This window comes from Pseudomonas sp. NY15356 (genome assembly GCF_048068175.1).
In the GTDB taxonomy this organism is placed as follows: domain Bacteria; phylum Pseudomonadota; class Gammaproteobacteria; order Pseudomonadales; family Pseudomonadaceae; genus Aquipseudomonas; species Aquipseudomonas putida_K.
Genome location: NZ_JBLUPW010000014.1, coordinates 35,305 through 58,079, shown reverse-complemented (window position 1 = coordinate 58,079; position 22,775 = coordinate 35,305). Strand labels below are relative to the sequence as shown.

At 66.4% G+C, this 22,775-nt stretch carries 20 protein-coding genes and 1 pseudogene; 8 read left to right on the top strand and 13 right to left on the bottom strand.

The features are described 5' to 3' along the window. Positions 1–17: 17 nt before the first annotated feature. A complete protein-coding gene (locus tag ACNFCI_RS13330) occupies positions 18–1,412 on the bottom strand; it encodes a PLP-dependent aminotransferase family protein (RefSeq protein ID WP_084855741.1) in 1,395 nt (464 codons plus the stop codon). A gap of 271 nt (positions 1,413–1,683) precedes the next feature. On the opposite strand from ACNFCI_RS13330, the gene ehuB reads away from it, so the two are divergent. The 4 genes from ehuB (at position 1,684) to ehuA (ending at position 4,776) form a co-directional block, all read left to right on the top strand. Continuing rightward, positions 1,684–2,544 carry an ectoine/hydroxyectoine ABC transporter substrate-binding protein EhuB gene (gene ehuB / locus ACNFCI_RS13325; protein ID WP_084855740.1) on the top strand — a complete coding sequence of 287 codons (861 nt, stop codon included), beginning with the start codon at positions 1,684–1,686 and terminating at the stop codon, positions 2,542–2,544. A 62-nt stretch (positions 2,545–2,606) separates the two neighbouring features. Then, on the top strand, positions 2,607–3,266 hold the full coding sequence (gene ehuC, locus ACNFCI_RS13320) for an ectoine/hydroxyectoine ABC transporter permease subunit EhuC (protein WP_084855739.1): 660 nt from the start codon (positions 2,607–2,609) through the stop codon (positions 3,264–3,266). Next, on the top strand, positions 3,263–3,919 hold the full coding sequence (ehuD, locus tag ACNFCI_RS13315; RefSeq protein ID WP_084855738.1) for an ectoine/hydroxyectoine ABC transporter permease subunit EhuD: 657 nt from the start codon (positions 3,263–3,265) through the stop codon (positions 3,917–3,919). The genes ehuC and ehuD overlap by 4 nt, the downstream gene beginning before the upstream one ends. After that, positions 3,919–4,776 (top strand): ectoine/hydroxyectoine ABC transporter ATP-binding protein EhuA, encoded by an 858-nt coding sequence (ehuA, locus tag ACNFCI_RS13310; RefSeq protein WP_084855737.1) that lies wholly within the window; start codon positions 3,919–3,921, stop codon positions 4,774–4,776. Before ehuD ends, ehuA begins: the two co-directional genes overlap by 1 nt. Before the next feature lie 123 nt (positions 4,777–4,899). Here the strand turns inward: ehuA and ACNFCI_RS13305 are convergent, their stop codons facing one another. After that, complete coding sequence (locus tag ACNFCI_RS13305; protein ID WP_368829150.1) at positions 4,900–6,648, bottom strand: BCCT family transporter; 1,749 nt, start codon at positions 6,646–6,648, stop codon at positions 4,900–4,902. A 263-nt stretch (positions 6,649–6,911) separates the two neighbouring features. On the opposite strand from ACNFCI_RS13305, the gene ACNFCI_RS13300 reads away from it, so the two are divergent. Beyond that, entirely contained in the window at positions 6,912–7,529 is a 618-nt protein-coding gene (locus ACNFCI_RS13300; protein WP_368829149.1) for a dihydrofolate reductase family protein, read from the top strand. A gap of 163 nt (positions 7,530–7,692) precedes the next feature. On the opposite strand, the pseudogene ACNFCI_RS13295 reads toward ACNFCI_RS13300, so the two are convergent. The 8 genes and pseudogenes from ACNFCI_RS13295 to ACNFCI_RS13260 form a co-directional block, all read right to left on the bottom strand. Continuing rightward, a pseudogene (locus tag ACNFCI_RS13295) lies at positions 7,693–7,854 on the bottom strand (hypothetical protein); the annotation flags it as partial. A 396-nt stretch (positions 7,855–8,250) separates the two neighbouring features. Next, positions 8,251–9,435: a type III PLP-dependent enzyme gene (locus ACNFCI_RS13290; RefSeq protein ID WP_368829148.1), complete on the bottom strand. Its 1,185-nt coding sequence runs from the start codon at positions 9,433–9,435 to the stop codon at positions 8,251–8,253. Beyond that, complete coding sequence (locus tag ACNFCI_RS13285) at positions 9,432–11,186, bottom strand: IucA/IucC family siderophore biosynthesis protein (RefSeq protein WP_368829147.1); 1,755 nt, start codon at positions 11,184–11,186, stop codon at positions 9,432–9,434. Before ACNFCI_RS13285 ends, ACNFCI_RS13290 begins: the two co-directional genes overlap by 4 nt. Beyond that, positions 11,183–12,325 carry an MFS transporter gene (locus ACNFCI_RS13280; RefSeq protein ID WP_084855732.1) on the bottom strand — a complete coding sequence of 381 codons (1,143 nt, stop codon included), beginning with the start codon at positions 12,323–12,325 and terminating at the stop codon, positions 11,183–11,185. Before ACNFCI_RS13280 ends, ACNFCI_RS13285 begins: the two co-directional genes overlap by 4 nt. After that, the gene (locus tag ACNFCI_RS13275) at positions 12,310–14,088 is read right to left on the bottom strand and encodes an IucA/IucC family protein (protein ID WP_368829146.1); all 1,779 of its coding nucleotides are present in this window, start codon (positions 14,086–14,088) and stop codon (positions 12,310–12,312) included. The genes ACNFCI_RS13280 and ACNFCI_RS13275 overlap by 16 nt, the downstream gene beginning before the upstream one ends. Then, positions 14,085–15,284: an ATP-grasp domain-containing protein gene (locus ACNFCI_RS13270; protein WP_084855730.1), complete on the bottom strand. Its 1,200-nt coding sequence runs from the start codon at positions 15,282–15,284 to the stop codon at positions 14,085–14,087. The genes ACNFCI_RS13275 and ACNFCI_RS13270 overlap by 4 nt, the downstream gene beginning before the upstream one ends. Before the next feature lie 91 nt (positions 15,285–15,375). Then, on the bottom strand, positions 15,376–15,663 hold the full coding sequence (locus ACNFCI_RS13265) for a hypothetical protein (RefSeq protein WP_367302687.1): 288 nt from the start codon (positions 15,661–15,663) through the stop codon (positions 15,376–15,378). Between the two features lie 32 nt (positions 15,664–15,695). Then, positions 15,696–16,466, bottom strand: a complete 771-nt coding sequence (locus ACNFCI_RS13260; RefSeq protein ID WP_084855729.1) for an HpcH/HpaI aldolase family protein — start codon at positions 16,464–16,466, stop codon at positions 15,696–15,698. 211 nt (positions 16,467–16,677) lie between these two features. Here ACNFCI_RS13260 and ACNFCI_RS13255 point away from each other — a divergent pair, with 211 nt between their 5' ends. Then, complete coding sequence (locus ACNFCI_RS13255) at positions 16,678–17,070, top strand: GFA family protein (protein ID WP_084855728.1); 393 nt, start codon at positions 16,678–16,680, stop codon at positions 17,068–17,070. A gap of 52 nt (positions 17,071–17,122) precedes the next feature. On the opposite strand, the gene nhaB is transcribed toward ACNFCI_RS13255, so the two are convergent. After that, complete coding sequence (gene nhaB / locus ACNFCI_RS13250) at positions 17,123–18,625, bottom strand: sodium/proton antiporter NhaB (RefSeq protein ID WP_368829145.1); 1,503 nt, start codon at positions 18,623–18,625, stop codon at positions 17,123–17,125. A 150-nt stretch (positions 18,626–18,775) separates the two neighbouring features. Between nhaB and ACNFCI_RS13245 the strand changes: the two genes are divergently transcribed. Next, positions 18,776–19,588: a crotonase/enoyl-CoA hydratase family protein gene (locus tag ACNFCI_RS13245; RefSeq protein WP_084855726.1), complete on the top strand. Its 813-nt coding sequence runs from the start codon at positions 18,776–18,778 to the stop codon at positions 19,586–19,588. A gap of 36 nt (positions 19,589–19,624) precedes the next feature. Further along, complete coding sequence (gene nudC / locus ACNFCI_RS13240; protein ID WP_084855725.1) at positions 19,625–20,455, top strand: NAD(+) diphosphatase; 831 nt, start codon at positions 19,625–19,627, stop codon at positions 20,453–20,455. Here nudC and ACNFCI_RS13235 read toward each other — a convergent pair. Next, positions 20,423–21,202 carry a TSUP family transporter gene (locus ACNFCI_RS13235; protein WP_084855724.1) on the bottom strand — a complete coding sequence of 260 codons (780 nt, stop codon included), beginning with the start codon at positions 21,200–21,202 and terminating at the stop codon, positions 20,423–20,425. The genes nudC and ACNFCI_RS13235 overlap by 33 nt on opposite strands. Before the next feature lie 209 nt (positions 21,203–21,411). Continuing rightward, complete coding sequence (locus tag ACNFCI_RS13230; protein ID WP_416768014.1) at positions 21,412–22,767, bottom strand: glutamine synthetase family protein; 1,356 nt, start codon at positions 22,765–22,767, stop codon at positions 21,412–21,414. Between the last annotated feature and the right edge of the window lie 8 nt (positions 22,768–22,775).

Below are 22,775 nucleotides of genomic sequence, written 5' to 3'. Positions count from 1 at the left end.
GGCCGCAGCGGCCCTGGTCACAGTTCATGGATCTGCGGGTATTGCCCGAACAGTTCATGCATGTCGGCCAACGCCTGGCGCATCTTGGCGTCCGAGCACTCGGCGCCTACGCACAGTCGCACCGCCCGTGGCCGCGGCGTGCCGCGCACCAGGAACGGCTCCGGCGGGGTCACCGCGATGTGCCGACGGCGCAATGCCCGCACCAGGCTGTCCACCTCCCAGTGCGCGGGGATCCCCAGCCAGGCCCCCAGCGCCTGGGCCGGGTTGCCCAGCAGGTAGTCGCCCAGGTGCTCGCGCAGCATCGCCTGCCGCCCACTGATCAGCTTGCGCTGCAATTCGGCCAGCTGCGCCGCGCGCCCATCGTTGATCCAGCGTGTGGCGATCTCCGCCACCAGCGGCGTGGCCATCCAGCTGTTGACCCGCAGGATGCTCTCGGTGCGCAGCGCCAGGCGCTTGGGCATGGCCAGGTAACCGACCCGCAGCCCGGTGAGCACCGATTTGGTCATGCTGGTGCAATAGAACGACAGCTCCGGCGCATAGTGGCTGATCGGCCGGGCGCGGCGTTCGCCCAGCAGTGGCCCGTACACATCGTCCTCGATGATGTGCACACCAAAGCGGCGGGCGATGGCTGCGATCTCCCGGCGGCGGGCGTCGGGCATCAGGCTGGTGGTGGGGTTGTTGAGGTTCGGCGTGCACACCAGTGCGGTGACCCGCTCGTTGCTGCAGATATCCTCGAAATGCTCCGGGTCGATGCCGTCGCGGTCCATCTCCAGGCCCTTTAGAGTGAACCCCAGCACCTGGGAGTTGCCGATCACGCCGTGGTCGGTCAGGCCTTCGCAGAGCACCACGTCATCGGGCCCGGCCAGCGAGGCCAGGGCCAGGAAGATGGCGTGGGCCGCGCCGTTGGTGACCAGCACATCGTCGCGCTCCACCGTCATGCCCAGGCCCGCCAGCCAGCGCACCGCTGCCTCGCGATGGCTTTCGAAGCCGGCGATGGGGCGGTAGGCGTGGATCCACGGCTGCTCCTCCTCCACGCTGAGCTCGGCGCAGGTCTCGCGCCAGATCCGCTCGTGCACCTGGGTGTGCAGGATGCGCGTAATGGAGAAATCCACCAGGGTGCGCTCGGGCAGGTCGATGATGTCGTCGGCCACCCGGTCGCTCATGCGCCGACTGACGAAACTGCCGCGGCCGATCTCGCAGCGTACCAAGCCCTGGCGCTCCAGTTCCTTGTAGGCATTGGTCACCGTCTGCACGCTGATCTCCAGGGCATCGGCGACATGCCGCTGGGGTGGCAGGCGCTGGTCGTGCACCAGTTCGCCGCGTTCGATTTCCCCGGTGATGGCCTGCACCAGCAGTTTGTACTTGGACTCGCCGATGCGTGCCGAATCGAGGACTTTCTTCCAGTTTTCCATGGGTATCGCTTCGCTGGCCGGGACTGCGCACAGCATCGCCTGTGCAGGATCTTCGGGCAATTGTCCTAGTGCAATGCCATCGCTGTTGAGGCTTTTGTATGCTCCGGCCCAAGGTCGACACCCGTTACACGAACAAGAGCCTGTCGGCCCGCCGGAACGCTCGGGCTGTGCACCGATCGAACGACACATCCGGCCTTCGCTGTTTTGCTCCACTGCCTCCTATACACACAGCCGTCACCGACGGTTTGATAACAAGACAGGAGATTCATTGATGAGCCAGCCTCCTTCCGCCAACGCGGTATCCCCCTTCAAGCGTCTGCTGGTGGCCTGTGCGGCCTTGGGCCTGGTCGCCAGTGCCCAGGCGACCACCCTGGAGACGATCAAGGAGAACAGCCGTATCCGCATCGGCTACGCCAACGAAACGCCGTTCGCCTTCACCGAGACCGACGGTCGGGTCACGGGCGAGTCGCCGGAGATCGCCAAGATCATCTTCCAGAAGATGGGCATCAAGCAGGTCGATGGCGTGCTCACCGAATGGGGGGCATTGATCCCCGGGTTGCGCGCAGGCCGCTTCGATGTGATCGCCGCCGGCATGTACATCACCCCGGCGCGCTGCAAGCAGGTGATCTTCACCGACCCGCAGTACGCCTTGCCCGACACCCTGCTGGTGGCCGCCGGCAACCCGAAGAACCTGCACAGCTATGCCGACATCGCCAAGAACCCCGAGGTGAAGCTGGCGATCATGGCCGGCACGGTCAACCTGGCCTATGCCCGCGATTCTGGCGTCAAGGACGAGCAGATCCTCCAGGTGCCGGACACCACCGCCCAGTTGCAGGCCGTGCGCGCCGGGCGCGCCGATGCCGCGGTGGGCACCCAGCTGACCATGAAGGGCCTGGCGAAGAAAGGCGGCGAGAAGGTCGAGGCGATCGGTGACTTCAAGGACGACCCGGCCCACACCGGCTATGGCGCCCTGGCGTTCCGCCCCGAGGACAAGGACCTGCGCGATGCGGTCAATGCCGAGCTCAAGCGTTGGCTGGGCAGCGAGGAGCACCTCAAGGCCGTGGCCCCGTTCGGCTTCGACCGCTCCAATGTGACCGACAAGACCGCCGCCGAGCTCTGTGCCCAGCAATGAATCGAGGTGGCATGGCCTCTGCCATGCCGTTCCCTGCGTAATCCGATTATTCAGGTCGAACCATGGGTGAATTGATACCGCTGTTACTGCAAGGGGCCTGGATCACCATCCAGGTCACATTCTTCGGCTCGTTGCTGGCTATCGTCGCTGCGATCCTCGCCGCCCTGGGCCGGCGCTCTTCGTGGCGGCCCTTGAGCTGGTTCTGCGTGGCCTACATCGAGCTGTTTCGCGGCACGTCGCTGCTGGTGCAGCTGTTCTGGCTGTTCTTCGTGTTGCCGTTGCCGCCGTTCAACCTGGAGCTGAGCGCCTACACCGTGGCCATCGTCGGCCTTGGGCTGCACATCGGGGCCTACGGTGCCGAGGTGATGCGCGGGGCCATAGGCTCGGTGGCCAAGGGCCAATACGAGGCCTGCGTGGCGCTGAACATGCCGCCGGCCACGCGCTTTCGTCGCGTCATCCTGCCCCAGGCGCTGTTGGCGGCGATCGCACCGGGCACCAACTTGCTGATCGAGCTGCTCAAGAACACCTCCCTGGTGTCGTTGATCACCTTGTCGGACCTGAGCTTCCGCGCCCGCCAGCTGGACCAGGCGACCTTCCAGACCCTGGAGATCTTCAGCCTGACCCTGCTGCTGTACTTCGTCCTGGCGCAGGTCATCAACTTCGCTATGCGCGGCGTCGAACGACGCCTGGGCCGTGGTCGTCTGCGGGGGAGCCTGTCATGAACGTCTGGGACTGGAACTACGTCGCGCAGATCTTGCCCGACCTGCTGCAGGCCTCGCTCAAGACCCTGGGCATCACCCTGGTGGGCTTCATGATCGCCATCGTCCTGGGCTTGTTCCTGGCCATTGGGCGGCGCAGCCGGCAAGTGGTCATCGCCTGGCCGGTGACCCTGCTGATCGAGTTCATCCGCAGCACGCCGCTGCTGATCCAGGTGTACTTCCTGTACTACGTGTTGCCCAACTATGGCGTGAACATGACCGCCATGCAGGCGGGCATCCTCGGTATCGGCCTGCACTACGCCTGCTACATCGCCGAGGTGTACCGCGGCGGGCTGGACGCCGTACCGCGCAGCCAGTGGGAGGCCGTGGTGGCGTTGAACTTCGCTCCCTGGACCGCCTACCGCACGATCATCCTGCCCCAGGCCGTGCGGCCGATCCTGCCGCCGCTGGGCAACTACCTGATCGCCATGCTCAAGGACACCCCGGTGTTGTCCGCCATCACCGTGGTGGAAATCATGCAGCAGGCCAAGAACGTCGGCTCCGAGAGCTTCCGCTACCTGGAGCCGATCACCCTGGTCGGTCTTTTCTTCCTGGCCTTGAGCGTCGCTCTGGCCTACCTGGTTCGGCGCCTCGAAGTGCGCCTGGAGTTACGCTAATGATCGCGCCTGTCTCGAACCTCGCCACCCTTGCCACCAGCCCCCAGCAGCGGGACCACGCCATGCCGGAACCGACTATCGCCCAGCCGATCGTCGCCTTCCGCGACGTGACCAAGCGCTACGGCAACTTCACCGTGCTCGATGGCCTGAACCTGGAAGTCGCCCCGGGCGAAAAAGTGGCGATCATCGGCCCCAGCGGCTCGGGTAAGTCCACTCTGCTGCGTGTGCTCATGACCCTTGAAGGGATCGACCAGGGCATGATCGAGGTGGATGGCGAGTCGCTGACCCACATGCCCGGGCGCAACGGTGGCCTGGTCAGTGCCAACGAACGCCACGTTCGCCGCGTGCGTGCGAAGATCGGCATGGTGTTCCAGAGCTTCAATCTGTTCCCGCACATGAGTGCCCTGCAGAACGTTATCGAGGCACCGGTTCAGGTGCTGGGCGTCAAGCCTGCCGAGGCCCGTGAACGTGCCGCCGAGCTGTTGGAGATGGTGGGGCTGGGCACCAAGTTCGATCACTACCCCTCGCAGCTTTCCGGTGGCCAGCAGCAGCGCGTGGCGATCGCCCGGGCCCTGGCCATGCGGCCGAAGGTGATGTTGTTCGACGAGGTGACATCGGCGCTGGACCCCGAGCTATGCGGGGAGGTCCTGAATGTGATCCGCCGGCTGGGCAGCGAGCACAACCTGACCATGCTCATGGTTACCCACCAGATGGGCTTCGCCCGTGAGTTCGCCGACCGGGTGTGCTTCTTCTACAAGGGCCAGATCCATGAACAGGGCGCGCCGGCCCAGCTCTACGAGAACCCCCAGCAGGAGCGGACCCGGGCTTTTCTGAGCGCGGTCAGGGAGGCCAACTGACGGGGTAATGCCATTCGCGGGTAATCCGCTCCTACAGGCTCAGCGCCACCTTGTGGGAGCGGGTTTACCCGCGAAGCAGGCGACGCGATAGCGGCAGGGCAGCCGCTACCGCGCCGTACGACTTCAGAGCTGGGTGGCCTGGGCCTCGGTGTGGGCGCGCTTGGTGGAGGATTTCTTCTCCTGCACGACGATGTAGAACTCCTCGCCATGCTTGACCGCACCGTAGAGCACGGCTTTTTCGATCAGCTCGGTGCCGCGCAGGTGGCGCAGCATCATCGGGTCCTTGCGCAGGTCGCGGTACAGCGCCAGGCACAGCAGCACCATCACGATGACAAAGGGCAGCGACACGACGATGGTCAGGTTCTGCAGGCCCGTCAGGGCCTCGCCCGGGTTGTTCGGGTCGCCGATGGCCAGCATGATCGCCGCCACCGTGCCGGTCAGGGCGCCCCAGAAGATCACCGTGGCACGGGACGGGTCGGTGGTGCCGCGCTCGGACAGCGTGCCCATCACCAGGGAAGCGGCGTCTGCGCCGGAGACGAAGAAAATACCCACCAGGACCATCACCAGTACCGAGGTCACCGAGGCCCACGGGTAGCTTTCCAGCAACTGGTACAGCGCATGGTTGCTGTTCACCGCGCCATTGACCAGCTGGTAGGTGCCTTCCTGCAGGGCGTCGATGCCGGCGCCGCCGAAGACGGTGAACCAGATCAGGCTCACCAGGCTCGGCACCAGCAGCACGCCGGTGACGAACTGGCGAATGGTGCGGCCGCGGCTGATGCGGGCGATGAACATGCCCACGAACGGTGTCCAGGAGATCCACCATGCCCAGTAGAACACGGTCCAGCCGGCCAGCCAGCTGTCCATCTGTTCGCCGCCGCTGGCACTGGTGCGGGCCATCATCTGCGGCAGCATTTCGATGTAGACGCCGATGGAGGTCGGCAGCAGGTTCAGCATCAACAGGGTCGGGCCGACGATGAAGGTGAACAGCGCCAGCGCCAGGGCCAGCACCATGTTGGTGTTGGACAGCCACTGGATGCCCTTGCCGATGCCCGAGACCGCCGAGGCGACGAAGGCCACGGTGAGCAGGGTGATGATCGAGATGTAGAAGATCTTGCCCGGGTGTTCGATCCAGCCGTTGTACTCCAGGCCGCCGGCGATCTGCAGGGCGCCCAGGCCCAGCGAGGCGGCCGAGCCGAACAGGGTGGCGAAGATCGCCATCATGTCGATCAGGCGACCGATGGGGCCGTTGGCGTGGCGGCCGATCAACGGACGGAATGCCGTGGAGATCAGTTGCGAACGCCCGCGGCGGAAGGTGCCGTAGGCGATCACCAGGCCGACGATCGCATACATGGCCCAGGGGTGCAGGGTCCAGTGGAACAGCGTGGTGGCCATGGCCACCTGCATCGCCTCGCTGCTTTGCGCCGCGGCGGTGCCGGGCGGCGGGGACACATAGTGCGACAGCGGTTCGGCCACGCCGAAGAACATCAGGCCAATGCCCATGCCGGCGCTGAACATCATCGCCACCCACGACACGGTACGAAACTCGGGGCGTTCGCCATCACGTCCCAGCGGCACCTTGCCGTAGCGGCTCGCCGCCAGCCATAGCACGAACACCACGAACAGCGTGGAAGTGAGGACGAAGAACCAACCGAAGTTGACGATGACCCAGGACTGGGCCGTGGAGGCGCTGGCCGCGAGGCTTGCCTGGCTGACGAAGCCCCATATGACGAATGCGATTGCGAGGATGCTGGTGATGCCGAAGACGATCCAGTCGATCTTGCCCTCCAGGTGACGATCCCGTTTGGCCTCTTCGGTCTGCGAAGGGTCCGTCACGCCAAGCGCGAGGGTTTCAACGTTCTCTTCCGTTGCCATAGTGTAATAACGCCCCTTTGGTGGGTGCCTTGCCGCTGCAGGTTGTAGTTTTTTTAAGCGTGCCGCTGTGCATCGACAGCCGCCCCGGAACCAGGCCGTGCTGTCGAGGCGGGATTATCCTGCTGAAAAAAGGGGGCTTCCTGTCCCAAGACCGTCCTGACACGTCCTTGTAACGACGCCCTGGCCAGCTGTCGATTTGGCTGTGCGCCGTTCGACCATGAACAGGGGCGGCATATCGGCGGCCCAGAACTGGAGATCACACCATGCGCAAGCTCATCGTTGCCGCATTCGTTTCGCTCGACGGCGTCATGCAGGCCCCTGGCGGTCCGAGCGAAGACCTGAGCGGCGGGTTCCGTTTCGGCGGCTGGCTCGTGCCCTATGCCGACCAGGCCTTCGGCCAGGCCATCGATGCGTTGTTCGCCGAGCCGTTCGAGCTGCTGCTGGGGCGGCGCACCTACGACATCTTCGCCGGTTACTGGCCCCGTATCGGCGCCGAATCGAGCGATCACATGATCGCCGAGGTGTTCAACCGTATCCCCAAGCATGTGGCCACCCATCACCCCGCAACCCTGGAATGGCACAACAGCCATGGGTTGCAGGGCGATGTCCGGGAGGCCGTGGGCGCGCTCAAGCTGCAAGCGGGCGACCGTTTGCTGACCCAGGGCAGCAGTGAACTGGTGCAGCAGCTGCTGGCGGCGGGGCTGGTGGATGAGTTGCTGCTGATGGTCCACCCGATCCTGCTGGGCGCGGGCAAGCGCCTGTTTGGCGACGATGCCCAGCCGGCAGCCTTTACCCTGGCAGACTCGACCGCGACGCCGAGCGGCGTGCTCATCAGCCGCTATGTGCGCAGCGGGGAGGTGCGGACCGGGTCGTTCGACTAGCGCCGGTAAGGACGCAGGGCGGCGGCAGGACCGCCCAAGCGCCGGCCCCCCGGCGCCCCCCCAGCCCGGGGGGCGCCGGGGGGCCGGCGATTGGGCCCGGTGGCCCAGTGCAAAAAAAACCGCACCTTTGTCAGGTGCGGCTTTGTCGAGCAGGCCTCTGGCCTTAGCGGTCGTTCTTGGTGGAAGAGTCCACTGCGTTCGACAGCCCTTTGCTGTTGTGCGTACCCGGCGTGGTGCCGGAGATCGCAGTGGCTTTGGTCAGGCCGCGGGTGTCTTTCGACTGGGCGATGCCCGAGGTGGCAGTACCGTGGCCTTTGCTGTCGTTACGGTCCTGACCATAGTGGTTGCCGCTCAGGCCGTGGTCACGAGACGCCTTGCCGGCATGCCCGTCGGATTTGCCCAGGCCCAGGCCACCGTCACCATGCCCAGCGCCCAGGCCGCCGCCGTGTCCACCACCGTGGCCGCCGCCATGACCACCGCCGCCGCCGTGGCCACCACCACCGCCACCGCCGCCACCACCGCCTTTGGCATAAGCCGATGCGATCGGTGACATCTCAGCAGGCAGGAAGGCTGTGGTGCCCAATACCAGTGCAAAAGCAGCCACGGCAGCCAGGGTTTTCTTCATGATTTAAACGCCTCCAGGGGCGAGTGTTGTGATGTGTCCTATGGACCGGTCGCGGCGACTTTCGTTCAAAGCCGCCCGACGAAATAGCCGGCCTGGTCAACCCTCCAGGAAGACCATGCGCGGCGGTGCGTGCATGAGGAAATCGCGGTGGGAGATATTCCAGGCATAGGCGCCGGCCAGGGTGAACACCAGCAGGTCGCCGACCGCCAGTGCCGGGATCGGCTGGCGACGGGCCAGCACGTCCTTGGGCGTGCACAACTGGCCGACCAGGGTGACGGTCTGTTCCTCTATTTCCGCGCACTGGTCGCCCCGCACCACCACGAACGGGTGGTCGTGCCCCTGGGCTGCCGGGGTGCGGAAATGGTGGGTACCGCCGCGGGCGATGGCGAAGTACTCGCCGTGGTTGCGCTTGATGTCCAGCACTTCCATGGCGTAGTAGCCACAGGGCGCGGCGATGTAGCGGCCGATTTCGAACCGCAGGCGCACATCCGCCATGCCTTCCTCGGCCACCACCTGGTGCAGGGCATCGCAGAAGCCTGGCCAGTCGAAGGAGCCGTGCGGGTCCCGGTAGTCGATGCCCATGCCGCCCCCGACGTTCAGCAGCGTGAGCGGCAACTGAGCGTCCTGGGCGATGCGGCGGAAGGTGCGGCAGTAGGCGCGGATCAACTGCAGGTGGGCTGCCACGTCGAGCTGGTGGGAGAGCAGGTGGAAGTGCAGCCCCTTGAGGGTGAGCAACGGTTCTTCGCGCAGCACGGCCAGGGCCTGGTCGAGCGCCTCTTCATCCAGGCCGAAGGGGGTCGGTTTGCCGCCCATCACCAGGCGGCTGTCAGGGGCTTCGTCGAGTTTCAGGTTCAGGCGCAGCAACAACGGAATGGCTTGCCCGGTCCTTCGGGCCAGGGCCGCCAGGCGGCGCAACTCGTGCAGGCTTTCCACATGGAAGGCGTCGAGGTTGCCGGCCAGGGCGGCTTCCAGCTCGCTTTCCAGTTTGCCGGGGCCGCCGAAGATCAGCGGGTGCTCGGGGCAGTGCTGGCGCAGCCAGGCCAGCTCGCCGCCGGACGCTGCCTCGAAGCCATCGACCAAAGGCGCCAGGGTGCGCAGCACCGCGGCCTCCGGGTTGGCCTTGGCAGCATAGAACAGCTCGCAGTTGCCCGGCAGCGCGGCGCGCATGTCGCGCACCCGCTCGCGCAGGGCGGGCAGGTCGTAGAGGTAGGCGCAGATGGGTTCCTGCTGCTCGCGGCGCAGGTTGGCGAGGGCATGGCTGATACGCGGTGGCAGGGTCATGCGCGTGCTCCGTGGAAGAGGGGGTTGGGCAGGGCGGTGTAGCCGGCTTCGCGGTCGGCGCGCTGCAGCAGCCGGGTCATGAAGTTCTCCTTGCTGGGCAGGGTGGCGCCGGCACACAGCTCGCTGAGTTCGGCCGGGTTGCCCAGGTGTTCGCACTGCGCTTGCAGTTGCTGGCCGAGCTGGGTCCACAGGCGTTTCTCCAGCGCCGCGTCGCCGTCGGCGAGGTGGAACAGGGCCTCGCCCAGGTTGTTGACCAGCGCGCAGTAGGCAACACGTTTCCAGGCTTTTTCCGGGCTGTAGTACAGCGAGGCGCGGGTGCGCTCGTCGAGGTCGGCCAGGCGTTGCTCGGGCCAGTGCCCGGCCACCAGCTTGGTACCTTCCAGGTCGCGTACCCACACCCGGCACGGCAGGCCGTCCTCGTCGAAGCCCAGCAAGGTGTTCTGCAGGTGCGGCTCAAGCACCACGCCTTGGCGGTACAGGCAATGCAATACGCCGCCGAGCAACAGCCCGGCATAACGCTCCAGCCACAGGGCGGCGGCTTCCTCGCGGCTCAGGCCCAGGCGGGCGGCGCACTGGCGCAGGCGCGAGGCGCACATGCCGTGGCCATCCAGGCCCCAGGTGAACAGGGCCATGGCCACTTGCGGCTGGAAGGCCTCGCGGCTGGCGGCATCGAAGTTGCTGCGATAGAGAATGCCGAAGCATTCGGTCACCTCGCGGGCCTCTTCGGCGCTGCCCAAGGCGCTCAGATCAAGGGTGCTGGCCGCCGGTTCCGGCATCAGGGCGAAGCCGGGCTGGTGGACGGCCAGGTCGGCCATGGCCGGTTGCAGCAGGTGGGTCAGGGCGACGGCGCTGTCGAGCTCGTACCAGGCATTCTTGCGGATGCAGTTGGTCAGGCGCACGTGCACCGAGAACTTGAGGAAGTAGGCCAGCTCCGGGTGGTAGAGGGTGCGCACCGAGGAGGTCGGGTACAGCGGTACGCCGCGTGCGCCCTTGTAGGTCATCAGGCCCTGGGCCATGGCCCGCTGCACCAGCGGGTTGGCCAGGATGCGCTCCACCTCCCACGGGTGGCAGGGGTAGAGGTTGTCCTCGCCGCAGAGCTGGCGCAGGGTCGGGCGTGGGTCTTCGCCCAGGTGGCGCACCAGGGAGGGGGCCACTTCGAACCAGTGCAGCGAGAACTGTGCGCCCACTTCCGGCGAGCAGGCCAGCAGGTCGTCCAGGCCTACACCTTCACGGCTCTTGGGGGTGGGGTGCAGGGCATGGCCCCATACCTGGTGCTGCTCTGAGCGCAGCAGGCTGTCGGCGGGCTGACGGTGGGCCGGCACGGCATGACGCAGGAAGGTCTGGGTGATGTTCAGGCTGTTGTTGATCTGCTGCATCAGTTCGCCGTGACGCTCGGCGCAGGTCAAAGGCGCCAGCAGCAACTGGGCCAGCTCCAGGGCGCCCAGGGGGCGCCAGCCGTGGCCGTTGCCCTTGAAGTAGGGGGCGCTGGTGAAGCGGCAGCGCCCCAGCACGCTGGTGCGGTCGGCGGCCAGGGCCAGGCGCCCGCCTGGCAGGGTGATGCAGATGCGCTGGCCGGCGAGCTGGCGCAGGCTCATGGGCAGATCCTGGCCCTGGGCGTCGAGGCAGGCCTCGCCACGGGGCAGGGCGTATTCGCGCAGGTAGCAGTTGAGCAGGCACTCGATGGCGTGACGCTGGGCGTCACCGGCCAGGGCGTGTTCGTGCAGGGATGGGTAATCGGTGGCCAGGGTCATGCGGTGATCTCCCGTTGAGCGACAAGTAGAGGGCGGGCCAGCAGCAGCGCGGCGAATGCGGCGAGGCTGGCGACCAGGAACGGTGAAGCGATGCCAAGGCGTTGGCTGACCAGCCCCGCCACCACGCCGGCGGCGGCGCCGGCCCATTTGCCACTGGAGTCGAACCAGGCGAACAGGCGCCCGGCACTGCCCTGGTTGCGCCGCTGGCTGAGGCAGCGGTGCAGGCCGATGAAGGCGAGCAACATGCCCAGCCCGCCGAGCAGGCGCCAGGCGAACAGCAGCCACGGGTCGCTGGCGCCGAACTGCAGCACGTTGCCCAGGGCGAACAGCGCAAGCCCCGGCAGCAGCAAGTTGCTTTCATGGCGCTGGAACCACGGCAGGGCGACCAGGTAGACCAGGTGCGGCAGGGCGTAGAGCAGGCCGATCAGGGCATCGTTGCGCACCCCCAGGGCTTCGCCGTAGGGCACGAAGTAGGGGAAGGTGACGACCATGGCGAAGCAGAACAGGAACTGCACCACCAGCAGGCGCGGCAAGTCCTGGGGCAGCTCGCTGCCAGTGTCGCCGGCTTTCTTGCGCGCCTTGGCCTGGCCGCGGTCGTCGGGCAGCGGCAGGATCAGCACGAACGCCAGCAGCGGCAGCCAGGCCAGCACACGGTACAGCTCCTGGCCCATGCCGCTGGCGGTGAGCAGGCCGAGCAGGATCGGCCCGCTGATCATCGCCAGGCGCGCCGAGTACTGGGTCCAGTTCAGGGCGCGCGACAGATTGCCGTCGTTGAGCTGTGTGGCCAGGTAGGCATTGGAGGCCGCCATGGCGCCGCCGAAGGTGCCCTGGATCACCAGGGCCAGGGCGAACACCGCAAGGTTCGGGCTCAGGCCCGCGAGCAGGAAGCCTGCGGCCAGTCCGGCATGGGCGCGCAGCAGCGACAGCCGGCAACCGTGGCGATCCGCCAAGCGGCCCCAGATCGGCGCCGCCAGGGCGGTGCACAGCGTGGGCAGGACGAACAGCACGCCGATGCTCCAGCCCGGTGCGTCCGGCGCCAGGTCGGCAAGGATGCGTGGCAGGTACAGGGGCACGCCCAGGGCGGTGAACGCCGACAGGTAGTGCCCCAGCAGCACGCTGAACATCAGGCGTCGGGACATGTCGGGCCCTCCAGCAGGAAGTTCCGGGCGCTGTAGCCATAGAACTTGTTGATGTCCTGGGCCCCGGACCAGGCCTTGCTGAACAGGCTGCCGGCACTGAGCAGGTACTTGACCGGCAGGTAGGGGCTGTCGAGCAGGAAGCGGCGTGCCTCGCCGCAGTCCAGGCCTTCGCCTTCGAGCTGTTCCAGGCAGGCGTGCAGGCGCTCGCGCAGGCGCTGGTACAACGCCTGGCGCGGGGCCAGCCCGGCTTCGGCGATGGCCTCAAGGGGGGCGACGATGTTCAATTGCAGGGTGATGGTGGTGAACATCTCCGCCAGCGGCTCGAAACGCTCCACACGGATGCGTTCGTCGCGCAGGCCCTGGCAGCGTTCGGCCAGGTCTGGGCAGGTGGCCAGGAAACGGTGCGGCCACAGGCGTGCGGCGTCGTTGTCCTTCATCAGCAGGCGCAGGGGCTGGCCCGCCTGGAACATCAGCACGGCGTTCTGCTGGTTGGCTTCCAGGGCGATGCCGTAGCGCAGCCACAGGCGCAGGTGCACCTGCAGCAGCAGATCCAGGTACTGGTCCAGCCAGGCCAGCAGGTCGCCGCCATGGAAGCGCTCGGCCAGGGCCTGGACGAACAGCCGGCCGTCCTCCAGCGGGCTGGCCAGGGCCGCCACCGGTACCAGGGTGGTCTGCTCCAGCCCTTCTGGGTAGTGGCGCACGATATAGGCCAGGTGCTTGTGCTCGCCGACGTGGCCGCCATGCAGTTCGTCGACGTGCCGGTAGCGGCCGGCCAGGGCCGGGTCGCGCTCGGCCAGGGCCTGCAGGATGCATTGGAAGGCATGGCCGTCATACAGGGTGCTGGGCTTGATCAGGCGCAGGTTGCGGGCCCCCAGGGTGCGTACCAGCAGCGGCAGCTTGATGTGCCAGCGCGGCTGGTCGACACAGGCGACGGTACGCACCGAGAGGGTCGGCTGCACCCACAGCGCAGGGGCCGGGGCACGCACGGCGCCGTCCGGCAGGCCATGGCGCTCGAGCTCCGGCCAGGTCATCGGGTGTACTGGCAGCAACGCGTGGGTATGGGCCAGGGCCGGGGCCAGGCCCACCTCGGCGAAGCTTGGCCAATGCGCGGGTGGGGCGCAGGTCAGCGCCAGGTCGCCCTGAGGCACGGCCAGCCAGTTCAATTGCAAGCGTGGGGCGAACTCGGGCGCGTAGCGTTGCAGGGCGTCCTGGTCGAAGCCGCTCTTGGCGCGGGCGGTGGGGTAGAACGGGTGGTCGAGGTAGCTGGCCAGGCGGTCGATTTCCAGCAGGCGTGCATCCCAGGTCGGTGCATCGAGCAACGCGGCCGGGTGCGTGCCTTGCTCCGCGCGAGCCTGTCGGCACAGGGTGCGGTGCGACACGGCGCAGTCGGCCTCCTCGCCGTAGGCGCGGAACAGCGCCAGGCTCTCGTCGTCCAGCCCCTGGCTCATCAGGGCCAGCCAGGCCGCGTGGCCACGCTCGTGCAGAACCTGGCCAGCCTGCTCGCGCAGCCAGGCGTCGCCGACCGCGCTCCAGGCCTGCAGCGCTGCTCCCCGGCGCACGGGCAGCCAGAGCTCGCCGATGTCCAAGTGGCTGACCTGCAGCCAGGTGTCGCAGGGTTGCGCCCGTGCATGTGCGGCCAGCGCCGTGGGCAGCGGGCCGAGGCGGCCCTGAGTGACCAGGCCGCGGATGTCCTCGCGCAGGAAGCAGTCGATGATGCGTTGGCCGATGGCTGCCTGGTCGGTGCAGGCTTGGGCGGCATTCATGCGATCACCCAGCGCAGGTCGGCCAGGGTGGCCTGCAGGCGGGCCTGGAGGCGGGCATCGTCGCGCTCGATCAGGCGCAGCACGCCGATGTAGTCCTTGTTGGAGTTGCTCAGGCGAATGTCATCACCGGCCTGGTGCAGGGCGCGATAGTCGTGCCAATGGCCGTCACCTTCGTCCTGGAAGCTGCCGGGCGCCTCGCGCAGGTGTCCGGAGCGTTCAGCTACCAAGTAGTGCACCAGGGCATGGTTGTCGCCAGGTTGGGGTTCGGCGAGGGCCTCGCCCAAATGCAGGGCCAGGATGCGGTCGAACCAGCCTTGCGGTAGCAGGCGCTCGAGCAGGAACTCGCGGCCGTCGCCGATGCTGCGGTAGTTGATCTCCACCAGCACCGGGCCGTGGGCGGTGAGGATGAACTCGCTGTGGCAGACCCCGAAATTGATGCCGAACGCGGCCACCTGGGCCAGTGCTGCGGCACGGTGGGCCTGGCCCAGGGGGCCGTTCCAGCGGGCGGCCAGCTCGACGAAGTACGGGGGCTCGGACAGGCTCACATCGAAGCCGCCGATCGCCCTCAGGCGCTGGCCGTCACCGAGGGTCTCGAGGGTGAACAGGGGACCCTCCAGGTAGGCTTCCAGCAGCAGCGCGCGGCCCGGGTTGAGTTGCCAGAAACGCGTGCAGTAGGCGCTGAGCTCATTGGCACTGCGGCACAGCTGTACATCGAGGCTGGCAACGCCTTCCCGTGGTTTGGCCACCAGCGGGTAGCAGGCATCGGCGGGCAGCGCCGCGCCTGGGGTGAGGACATGGAACCAGGGGCTGGGCAGGCCGAGCTGCTGCAGGCGCTGGCGCATCGCGGCCTTGTTCTTGGCAGCGTGGCACAGGTGCCAGTCCTTGCCGGGGCAGCCGAAAGCCTCGGCCACCAGGGCGGTGGCGGTCTGCAGGTGGTCGCTGTTGGAGAACACCGCCCGGGGCGCCCAGCCGTGGGCATTGACCAGCTCGATCACCGCGAGCGGGTTGAACACGTCGCACTCATGGATCTGCAGGCGCTCGGCCGGGTAGCCGACATTGGCCAGCAGGCGGCGGTGCTGCTGGGCGTGGTCGGTGACCAGTACCACCGGCAGGTCCCGGGCCAGGGCCGCGGGCAGGAAACCTTCGGTGATGGCGGGGTGGGCGATGTGGGTGAGGATCACGAGCGGTCGTTGCATGCTGGCCTCCGAATGGGCGGCAGCCGTCCCTCCGCGGGGAGCGGACGGCTGTGGGGTGGTACGGGAAAGGGCGTGGGTTAGAAGCGGTAGTTCACGCCGAGCGTGACCGTGCGCCCGGGATACCGTCGGACAGTGCCTGGATACGGCCGCTGCGGCTCTCGTCCAGGCCGCGCACGCTGCCTTTCTTCAGGTCCTGCTCGTCGACGACGCTGCGGCTGCCGCTGTAGGTGAGCACTTCCGGCGCGCTGGCCTTGCCCAGGACATCGCCCTTGATGACCATCGGTTCGACGACGATCGGATCGTCTTGCTCCGCGGCATGAGCGATACCGACTGCGAGCAGGCTGAGGGGGAGAGCGAGTAGATGGCTTGTTGTTTTCATTCGTACTGGCAACTGCTTGTGGCTGGAAAGGATCAGGTGGTGGGTTGCAGCTCGGCCAGGCGCTTTTTCAAGGCGCCGTGCAGCAGGCCGCGGTCTTCGCCGGCCAGGTAGCTGCGGATACCCAGGGCTTGCCAATGGCGATGCTGCTCCGGGGTACGCGGGTTGGCGCAGAACGGGACGCCGGCTTGCTGGCAGGCACTGGCCACCTCCTGCAAGGCCTGCCAGACCTGCGGATGCAGGGGGTCGGGGCCCAGCTGCAGGTCCAGGGCAAGGTCCAGTGCGCCTTCCAGGACCATGCCGATGCCGGGCAACTGGAGGATGTCGGGCAATGCGCGCAGACCGGCGGCGCTTTCGATCATCGGCACGATGGGGCAGGCCTGGTTGGCCTGCTCGATGTAGTGGGGCAGGGGCAGGCGGCCGAAGCCGGTCACCCGGCCACCAGTGATGCCGCGACGCCCCAGGGGCGGAAAGAATGCAGCCTCGACGGCGCGGGCGACCTCGGCCGCGCTTTCCACCCGGGGCAGTACCACCGCCTCGACACCGGCATCGAGGGCGCGACCGATCAGCTTGGGGTCGACCTCGGGAACGCGCAGCCAGGGCGATACCCCGGCAGACTCGCAGGCCCGCACGCAGTGCATCAGTTCGTCGCCGGCGCGCAGCAGGTGTTCCATGTCGAGGATGAGGAAGTGATAGCCGGCGAGGGCGATCATTTCGCAGAGCCAGGGAGAGGGGACGGAATTGAGCAGGCCATAGGCGTTTTCGCCATTCCTTAGCCTTGCCAGTATGGGTGAGGGTCGAATCATCCTGAACGAACTCCCTGACGAATTTTTAGCGAATGATAACGACTCGCAAATAAATGTAAATTACATTTTTGTTATTTTTCTGAAATGCATGATGGCTAAAAGCCGTATGGTACGGGGGTTCCAGACGGTTTCGCGTGACGTCGACAGGGAAGGTACAGGCGTAGGGCTATCCTTTCATTGACGTCAAGATCACGGCGAAAGGAGGTCGGATATGCACCTGTTCACAGGCGGTTGCCTTTGCGGCCAGGTTCGTTTCGAGGCTTCGGGGGAGCCTTACAGGGTAGGGATTTGTCATTGCCTCGATTGCCGCAAGCACCACGGGGCACTGTTTCACGCGTCGGCGATTTTTCCTGAAAAGGCGGTGAAGGTCGAAGGGCGGACGGGCGACTATGCCGGGCGGTTTTTCTGCCCGCGCTGCGGGTCGTCGGTGTTTTCGCGAAGCGGGGACGAGGTGGAGCTCCACCTGGGCGCGCTGGATGCGCCGGACCAGTTCACGCCGACCTATGAAAGCTGGACCGTTCGGCGTGAAGGGTGGTTGCCGGCGTTCCCGCTCGCCCGGCATTACGCGGGCGACCGGGAAGGGACGGGGCGCACCGAAAGCTGATCGAGTCGTGCGCATATGCCAAGGCATGCACGGGGCAATGTAGGAGCGTTCCTCAGAGCCAGTAGGTCACCGCCCACCACCCCAGTCCGCCCATGACCACGGTATAGGGCAACGCCATCCACACCATCCGCCCATAGGACAACCGCACCAGCGGCGCGATCGCCGAGGTCAGCAGGAACAGGAACGCCGCCTGCCCGTTGGGCGTGGCCACGCTGGGCAGGTTGGTGCCGGTGTTGATCGCCACCGCCAGCGTCGCGAAATGCTCGCGGTTCATGGCGCCCTCGAGGAAGGCCTGCTTGACCTCGGTGATATAGATGGTGGCGACGAACACATTGTCGCTGATCGCCGACAGCAGGCCGTTGGCCAGGTACAGCATGCCTGGCTGCTGTTCGGCGGGCAGGGCCAGGACCCAAGTGATCAGTGGATGGAACAGCTGTTGTTCATGGATCACCGCCACCACGGCGAAGAACACCACCAGCAGCGCGGTGAACGGCATGGCGTCCTGGAAGGCGCGGCCCAGGCGGTGTTCATCGGTGATGCCGGTGAATGCGGTGATCAGCACGATCACCAGCAGGCCGATCAGGCCCACTTCGGCGACGTGCAGGCCCAGGCAGACGATCAGGATCAGTGCGGCAATGCCCTGCACCAGCAGGGCCACGCGTTGGGCCTGGGTGCGTGCTGCGTCGTCCTCGGCGGCATATCGGGCCAGCACCTGGCGCACGCGTTCGGGCATCAGGGTGCCGTAGCCGAACAGGCGCAGCTTTTCCAGCAGTACGCAGGTCACCAGGCCTGCGGCCAGCACCGGCATCGACACCGGCGCGACCTTGAAGAAGAACTCGCCGAAGTGCCAGCTCATTTCATGGCCGATCAGCAGGTTCTGTGGCTCGCCAACCAAGGTGCAGACGCCCCCCAGGGCCGTGCCCACGGCGCCATGCATCAACAGGCTGCGCAGGAAGGCGCGGAACTGGTCCAGGTCTTCGCGGTGCAGCTGGGCGACCTCATGGTCGCTGTCCAGCTGCGAATCCTCACGCGGGTTGGCCCCTGAGGCGACGCGGTGGTAGACCGCATAGAAACCAACCGCGGCGCTGATGATCACCGCCGTCACCGTCAGCGCATCGAGGAATGCCGAGAGAAAGGCCGACAGCACGCAGAACAGCAACGACAGGACCGCCTTGGAGCGCACGCCCAGGAGGATCTTGGAAAACAGGAACAGCAACAGCTCCTTCATGAAGTGGATGCCGGCCACCATGAACATCAGCAGCAGGATCACCGGGAAGTTGTGCAGCAATTCCTCATAGAGTGCTTCAGGCGTGGTCATCTTCAGCAACAGCGCTTCGACCAGCAGGAGGCCGCCCGGCATCAACGGGTAACACTTGAGCGCCATCGCCAGGGTGAAGATGAATTCGATCACCAGCACCCAGCCGGTGACCACCGGGCCGAGGGTGGTCAGCAACAGAGGGTTGAGCACCAGGAACAGGCAGATGACCGCCTTGTACCAGAGCGGCGAGTGGCCCAGGAAACCGCGGGCGAAGGCGCCGGTCAGGGAACGGGACATGAATTTGTATCCTTATGATTCAGCAGTGGCGCAAAGTGCCCGATGCGCGCGTTGGGTGCAAGGCGTTCAGTCCCGCTTTTGGCAAAAGCGCGGCCTTGTGGGTGCGTTATAGTCCGCTGCGTGAATATTGTTACGTAAGGAGTGCCATCCGTGACCGAGTATCGCGCGTTCAAGGTTGAACTGACCGATAACATCGCCCATGTGCAGATCAACCGCCCGGAAAAACTCAATGCGATGAATGCCGATTTCTGGCAGGAGATCCGCGACATCTTCCAGTGGGTCGACGACACCGACGCGGTGCGCGTGGTGGTGCTCAGCGCCGCCGGCAAGCATTTCTCCGCCGGTATCGACTTGGCCTTGCTGGCCCAGCTGGCCGGGCAGATGGGCAAGGACGTGGGCCGCAACGCACGCCTGCTGCGGCGTACCATCCTCGGCCTGCAGGCGTCGTTCAATGCCGTGGACAACTGCCGCAAGCCGGTGCTGGCGGCGATCCAGGGTTATTGCCTGGGCGGGGCGATCGACTTGGTTTCGGCTTGCGACATGCGCTATTGCAGCGCGGACGCACAGTTCTCGATCAAGGAAATCGACATGGGCATGGCGGCGGATGTCGGCACCTTGCAACGTTTGCCGCGTATCATCGGCGATGGCGTGATGCGTGAGATGGCCTATACCGGTCGCAACGTGGCGGCGGCCGAGGCCCAGCGGATCGGGCTGGTCAACCGGGTGTTCGACGATCAGGCTGCGCTGCTCGACGGAGTCTTTGCCTTGGCGGCGCAAATTGCGCAAAAATCGCCGATTGCCGTGGGCGGCACCAAGCAGATGCTCAACTACATGCGCGACCATCGCATCGACGATGGCCTGGAGTACATCGCCACCTGGAACGCCGCCATGTTGCAGTCCGAAGACCTGCGGGTCGCCATCGCGGCCCACATGAGCAAACAGAAACCGACGTTCGCCGACTGACCGGGCCGGGGGACGCGCTTCAAGGAACCCCCGAACATGTCAGCACGCTGGACTACCGCAGTACTCGACCCGCAGATCACCGGCGGCCTGGCCGTCGCCCGCGGCCCGGAAGGGTTCCTGGTGGATGACGACGGCGCGCTGTTCCCCCGCCAGTGGCTCAAGGGCCAGGACCTGGACGTGCTGTGCGAGCACGGCATCGGCTACCTGGACGGCCAGCCGGTGTTCCTGCTCGAGCTGCGCGCCACTGCCCAGGTGCCGGGCTGCACCTGGCGCGGCCTGCGCCAGTTCATGCTCGAAGGCGACATGCAGACCTACACGGTGCTGGGCTATGCCGCGCAGATCGGCACCTGGGCCCGCGAGCACCGTTTCTGCGGCAGCTGTGGCCAGCCCATGGCTCAGATTCGCTGGGAGCGGGCGATGTACTGCCAGCCGTGCGACCTGCGCAGTTACCCGCGCATCTCGCCGAGCATGATCGTGTTGATTACTCGCGGCGACGAGGTATTGCTGGCGCGCTCGCCGCGCTTCGTCACCGGCGTGTACAGCACCCTGGCCGGCTTCGCCGAGCCTGGCGAGTCGGCCGAGGACTGCCTGGTGCGCGAGGTGCGTGAGGAAGTGGCGGTGGAGGTCAGGAACATCCAGTACATCGGCAGCCAGTGCTGGCCGTTTCCTCATTCGATGATGCTGGGCTTTCACGCCGAGTACGCCGGCGGCGAGATCGTCATGCAGCCGGACGAGATCGAGGACGCCCAATGGTTCAATGTGCACGACCTGCCGCCGCTGCCGGCCGGGCGCTCCATCGCCCGCTACCTGATCGACCTGTATGTGGCCCGTCGCCTAGGCCTGCCCGAACCAGTGCTGCCACACTAGGCGCACGGTCAGGGCCAGCACCACGGCGATGAACACCGGGCGGATGAACTTGCTGCCGCCGCTGATCGCCGTGCGGGCGCCGAAGAAGGCGCCGACCATCACCGACAGGCCCATGGCCAGGCCGACGATGTAGTCCACCTGCCCGGAAACGATGAACACCGTCAGCGCAGCGATGTTGCTGACGAAGTTCATGCTGCGCGCCACACCGCTGGCACGGACCAGGTCGATGGGGTAGAGCAGCAACGTGCTCACCGTCCAGAACGCCCCGGTGCCTGGGCCTGCCACGCCGTCATAGAAGCCCAGGCCGAAGCCCTGCGGGAACTGCCATTTCTTCTTGATCGGCACGTCGGCGTCCAGCGGTGCCTTGGGCGTACCGCCGAACAGCAGGTAGACGCCGCAGGCGAAGACGATCACTGGCAGCATCTTGTTCAGCCAGTCGGCGGGCATGAAGTGCGCCGCCACGGCCCCGAGCAATGCGCCGACCAGGGTGCCCAGCAACGCCGGGCGCCATTGCGCCGGGTGGAACAGCTTGCGGCGGTAGTAGGTGAAGCCGGCGGTGGCCGAGCCGAAGGTGGAACTGAGCTTGTTGGTGCCCAGCACCAGGTGCGGCGGCATGCCGGCGGTGAGCAGCGCCGGCGTGGTGAGCAGCCCGCCGCCGCCGGCGATGGCGTCGATGAACCCGGCGACGAAGGCGACCAGGGCAAGGATCAGCAGGGTGAGCGGTTCTACGGTGAGTTCGAAGGGCATGGGGGGCTTTGGCAGGCTGGGGAGACGGCGAGGGCCGCGCTAGAGGGGGTACATGGTAATCGGCACACGAAGCGGTTGCCAATCGGGCCTTTGGGGCTGCGTTGCAGCCCTTTCGCGGCACAAGGCCGCTCCTACACGGTACTGCGGTGTTCCTGAGCGGCCTCGTGCCGCGAAGGGGCGCGCAGCGCCCCCAACCAAGCCCACACCTATCAGAGGAACCAGCGATATTCCCGCGCACTGACCTCATGCATGAACGCCAGGTGGTCCTGGCGCTTGTTTTCGCAATAGACCATCACGAACTCCTCGCCCAACCCCTCGTTCACTGCCCGGTCGCTGCGCATCGCCGCCACGGCGGCGAGCATGTCCTTGGGGAAGTCGATGCCGCTGTCGCGGTCTTCGTTGAGCGGTGCGATCGGCTCCTGCGCGGCATCGAGCCCATGCTCCATGCCGCACAGGATCGCCGCCAGCACCAGGTATGGGTTGGCGTCGGCCCCCGCCAGGCGATGCTCGATGCGCAGGTTGCGGGCATCGGACTCGGGGATGCGAATGCACGCATCGCGGTCCTCGAAGCCCCAGCTGGCGCGGCTGGCAGCATTGACCATAGCGCCATAGCGGCGAAACGCATTGTGGTTGGCGGCGAAGATCGGCATGCAGTGCGGCAGCAGCGCCAGGCAACCGGCCACGGCGTGGCGCAGCGGGCGCTGGCTGTCGGCGGCCAGCAGGTTGTTGCCGGCCTCGTCGTAGAGGCTCACATGCACATGCATGCCGCTGCCCGGTGCATGCAGGTAGGGCTTGCTCATGAACGAGGCGCGCAGGCCGTGCTTGAGGGCAACGCCTCGGGTGCTGCGGCAGAACATGGCCGCCCAGTCGGCTGCGCGCAGGCCATCGTCGCAATGGCCGAAGTTGATCTCGAACTGGCCAGGGCCGAGCTCGGCGGTGATGACGTTGGCGTCCACACCTTGGGCATTGGCTGTATCGACCATGTCCCGTAGCACGTCGGAGAACCGCGATAGGCGCTCGATGTGCATGTTGGGCTGGTCGTCGGCATCGTCGCTGAACGGGTCGTGGGGGAACTGTGGCAGGCCTTCTTTGAGCGCACGGTCGAACAGGTAGAATTCCAGCTCGAAGGCCACCACCGGGCGGATGCCCCGACGCTGCAGGCGCTGTAGCACGCGGGCGAGCACTTCGCGGGGCTCGAACTCGATGGGCGTGGCGGTGCCGTCGGAGGTGATGAGCATCTGCCCCAGGGGCTCGCGCTCCCAACTCACGGGCTTGAGGGTGCCGGGCACCAGGCGACGCGGCGCGTCCGGGTCGCCGTCGGCGAAGCAGTAGTTGCCGATTGGGAACAGCCCACCCTGCACACCCAGCAGCACGCAGTTCTGGGGCAGCTTCAGGGGGCTGCCGGCGGCGACCTTCTCGAGCATGTCCACCGGGTAGCGTTTGCCATAAAAATGCCCGGGGATATCCAGGCTGATCAGGTCCACATGGCGTACATCGGGGTGTCGGGCGCGGAATGCGCGAACTTCACTGAGCAGGTCGGGAACGCTTTTTGTTGTCATTGTCATGCTGTGCT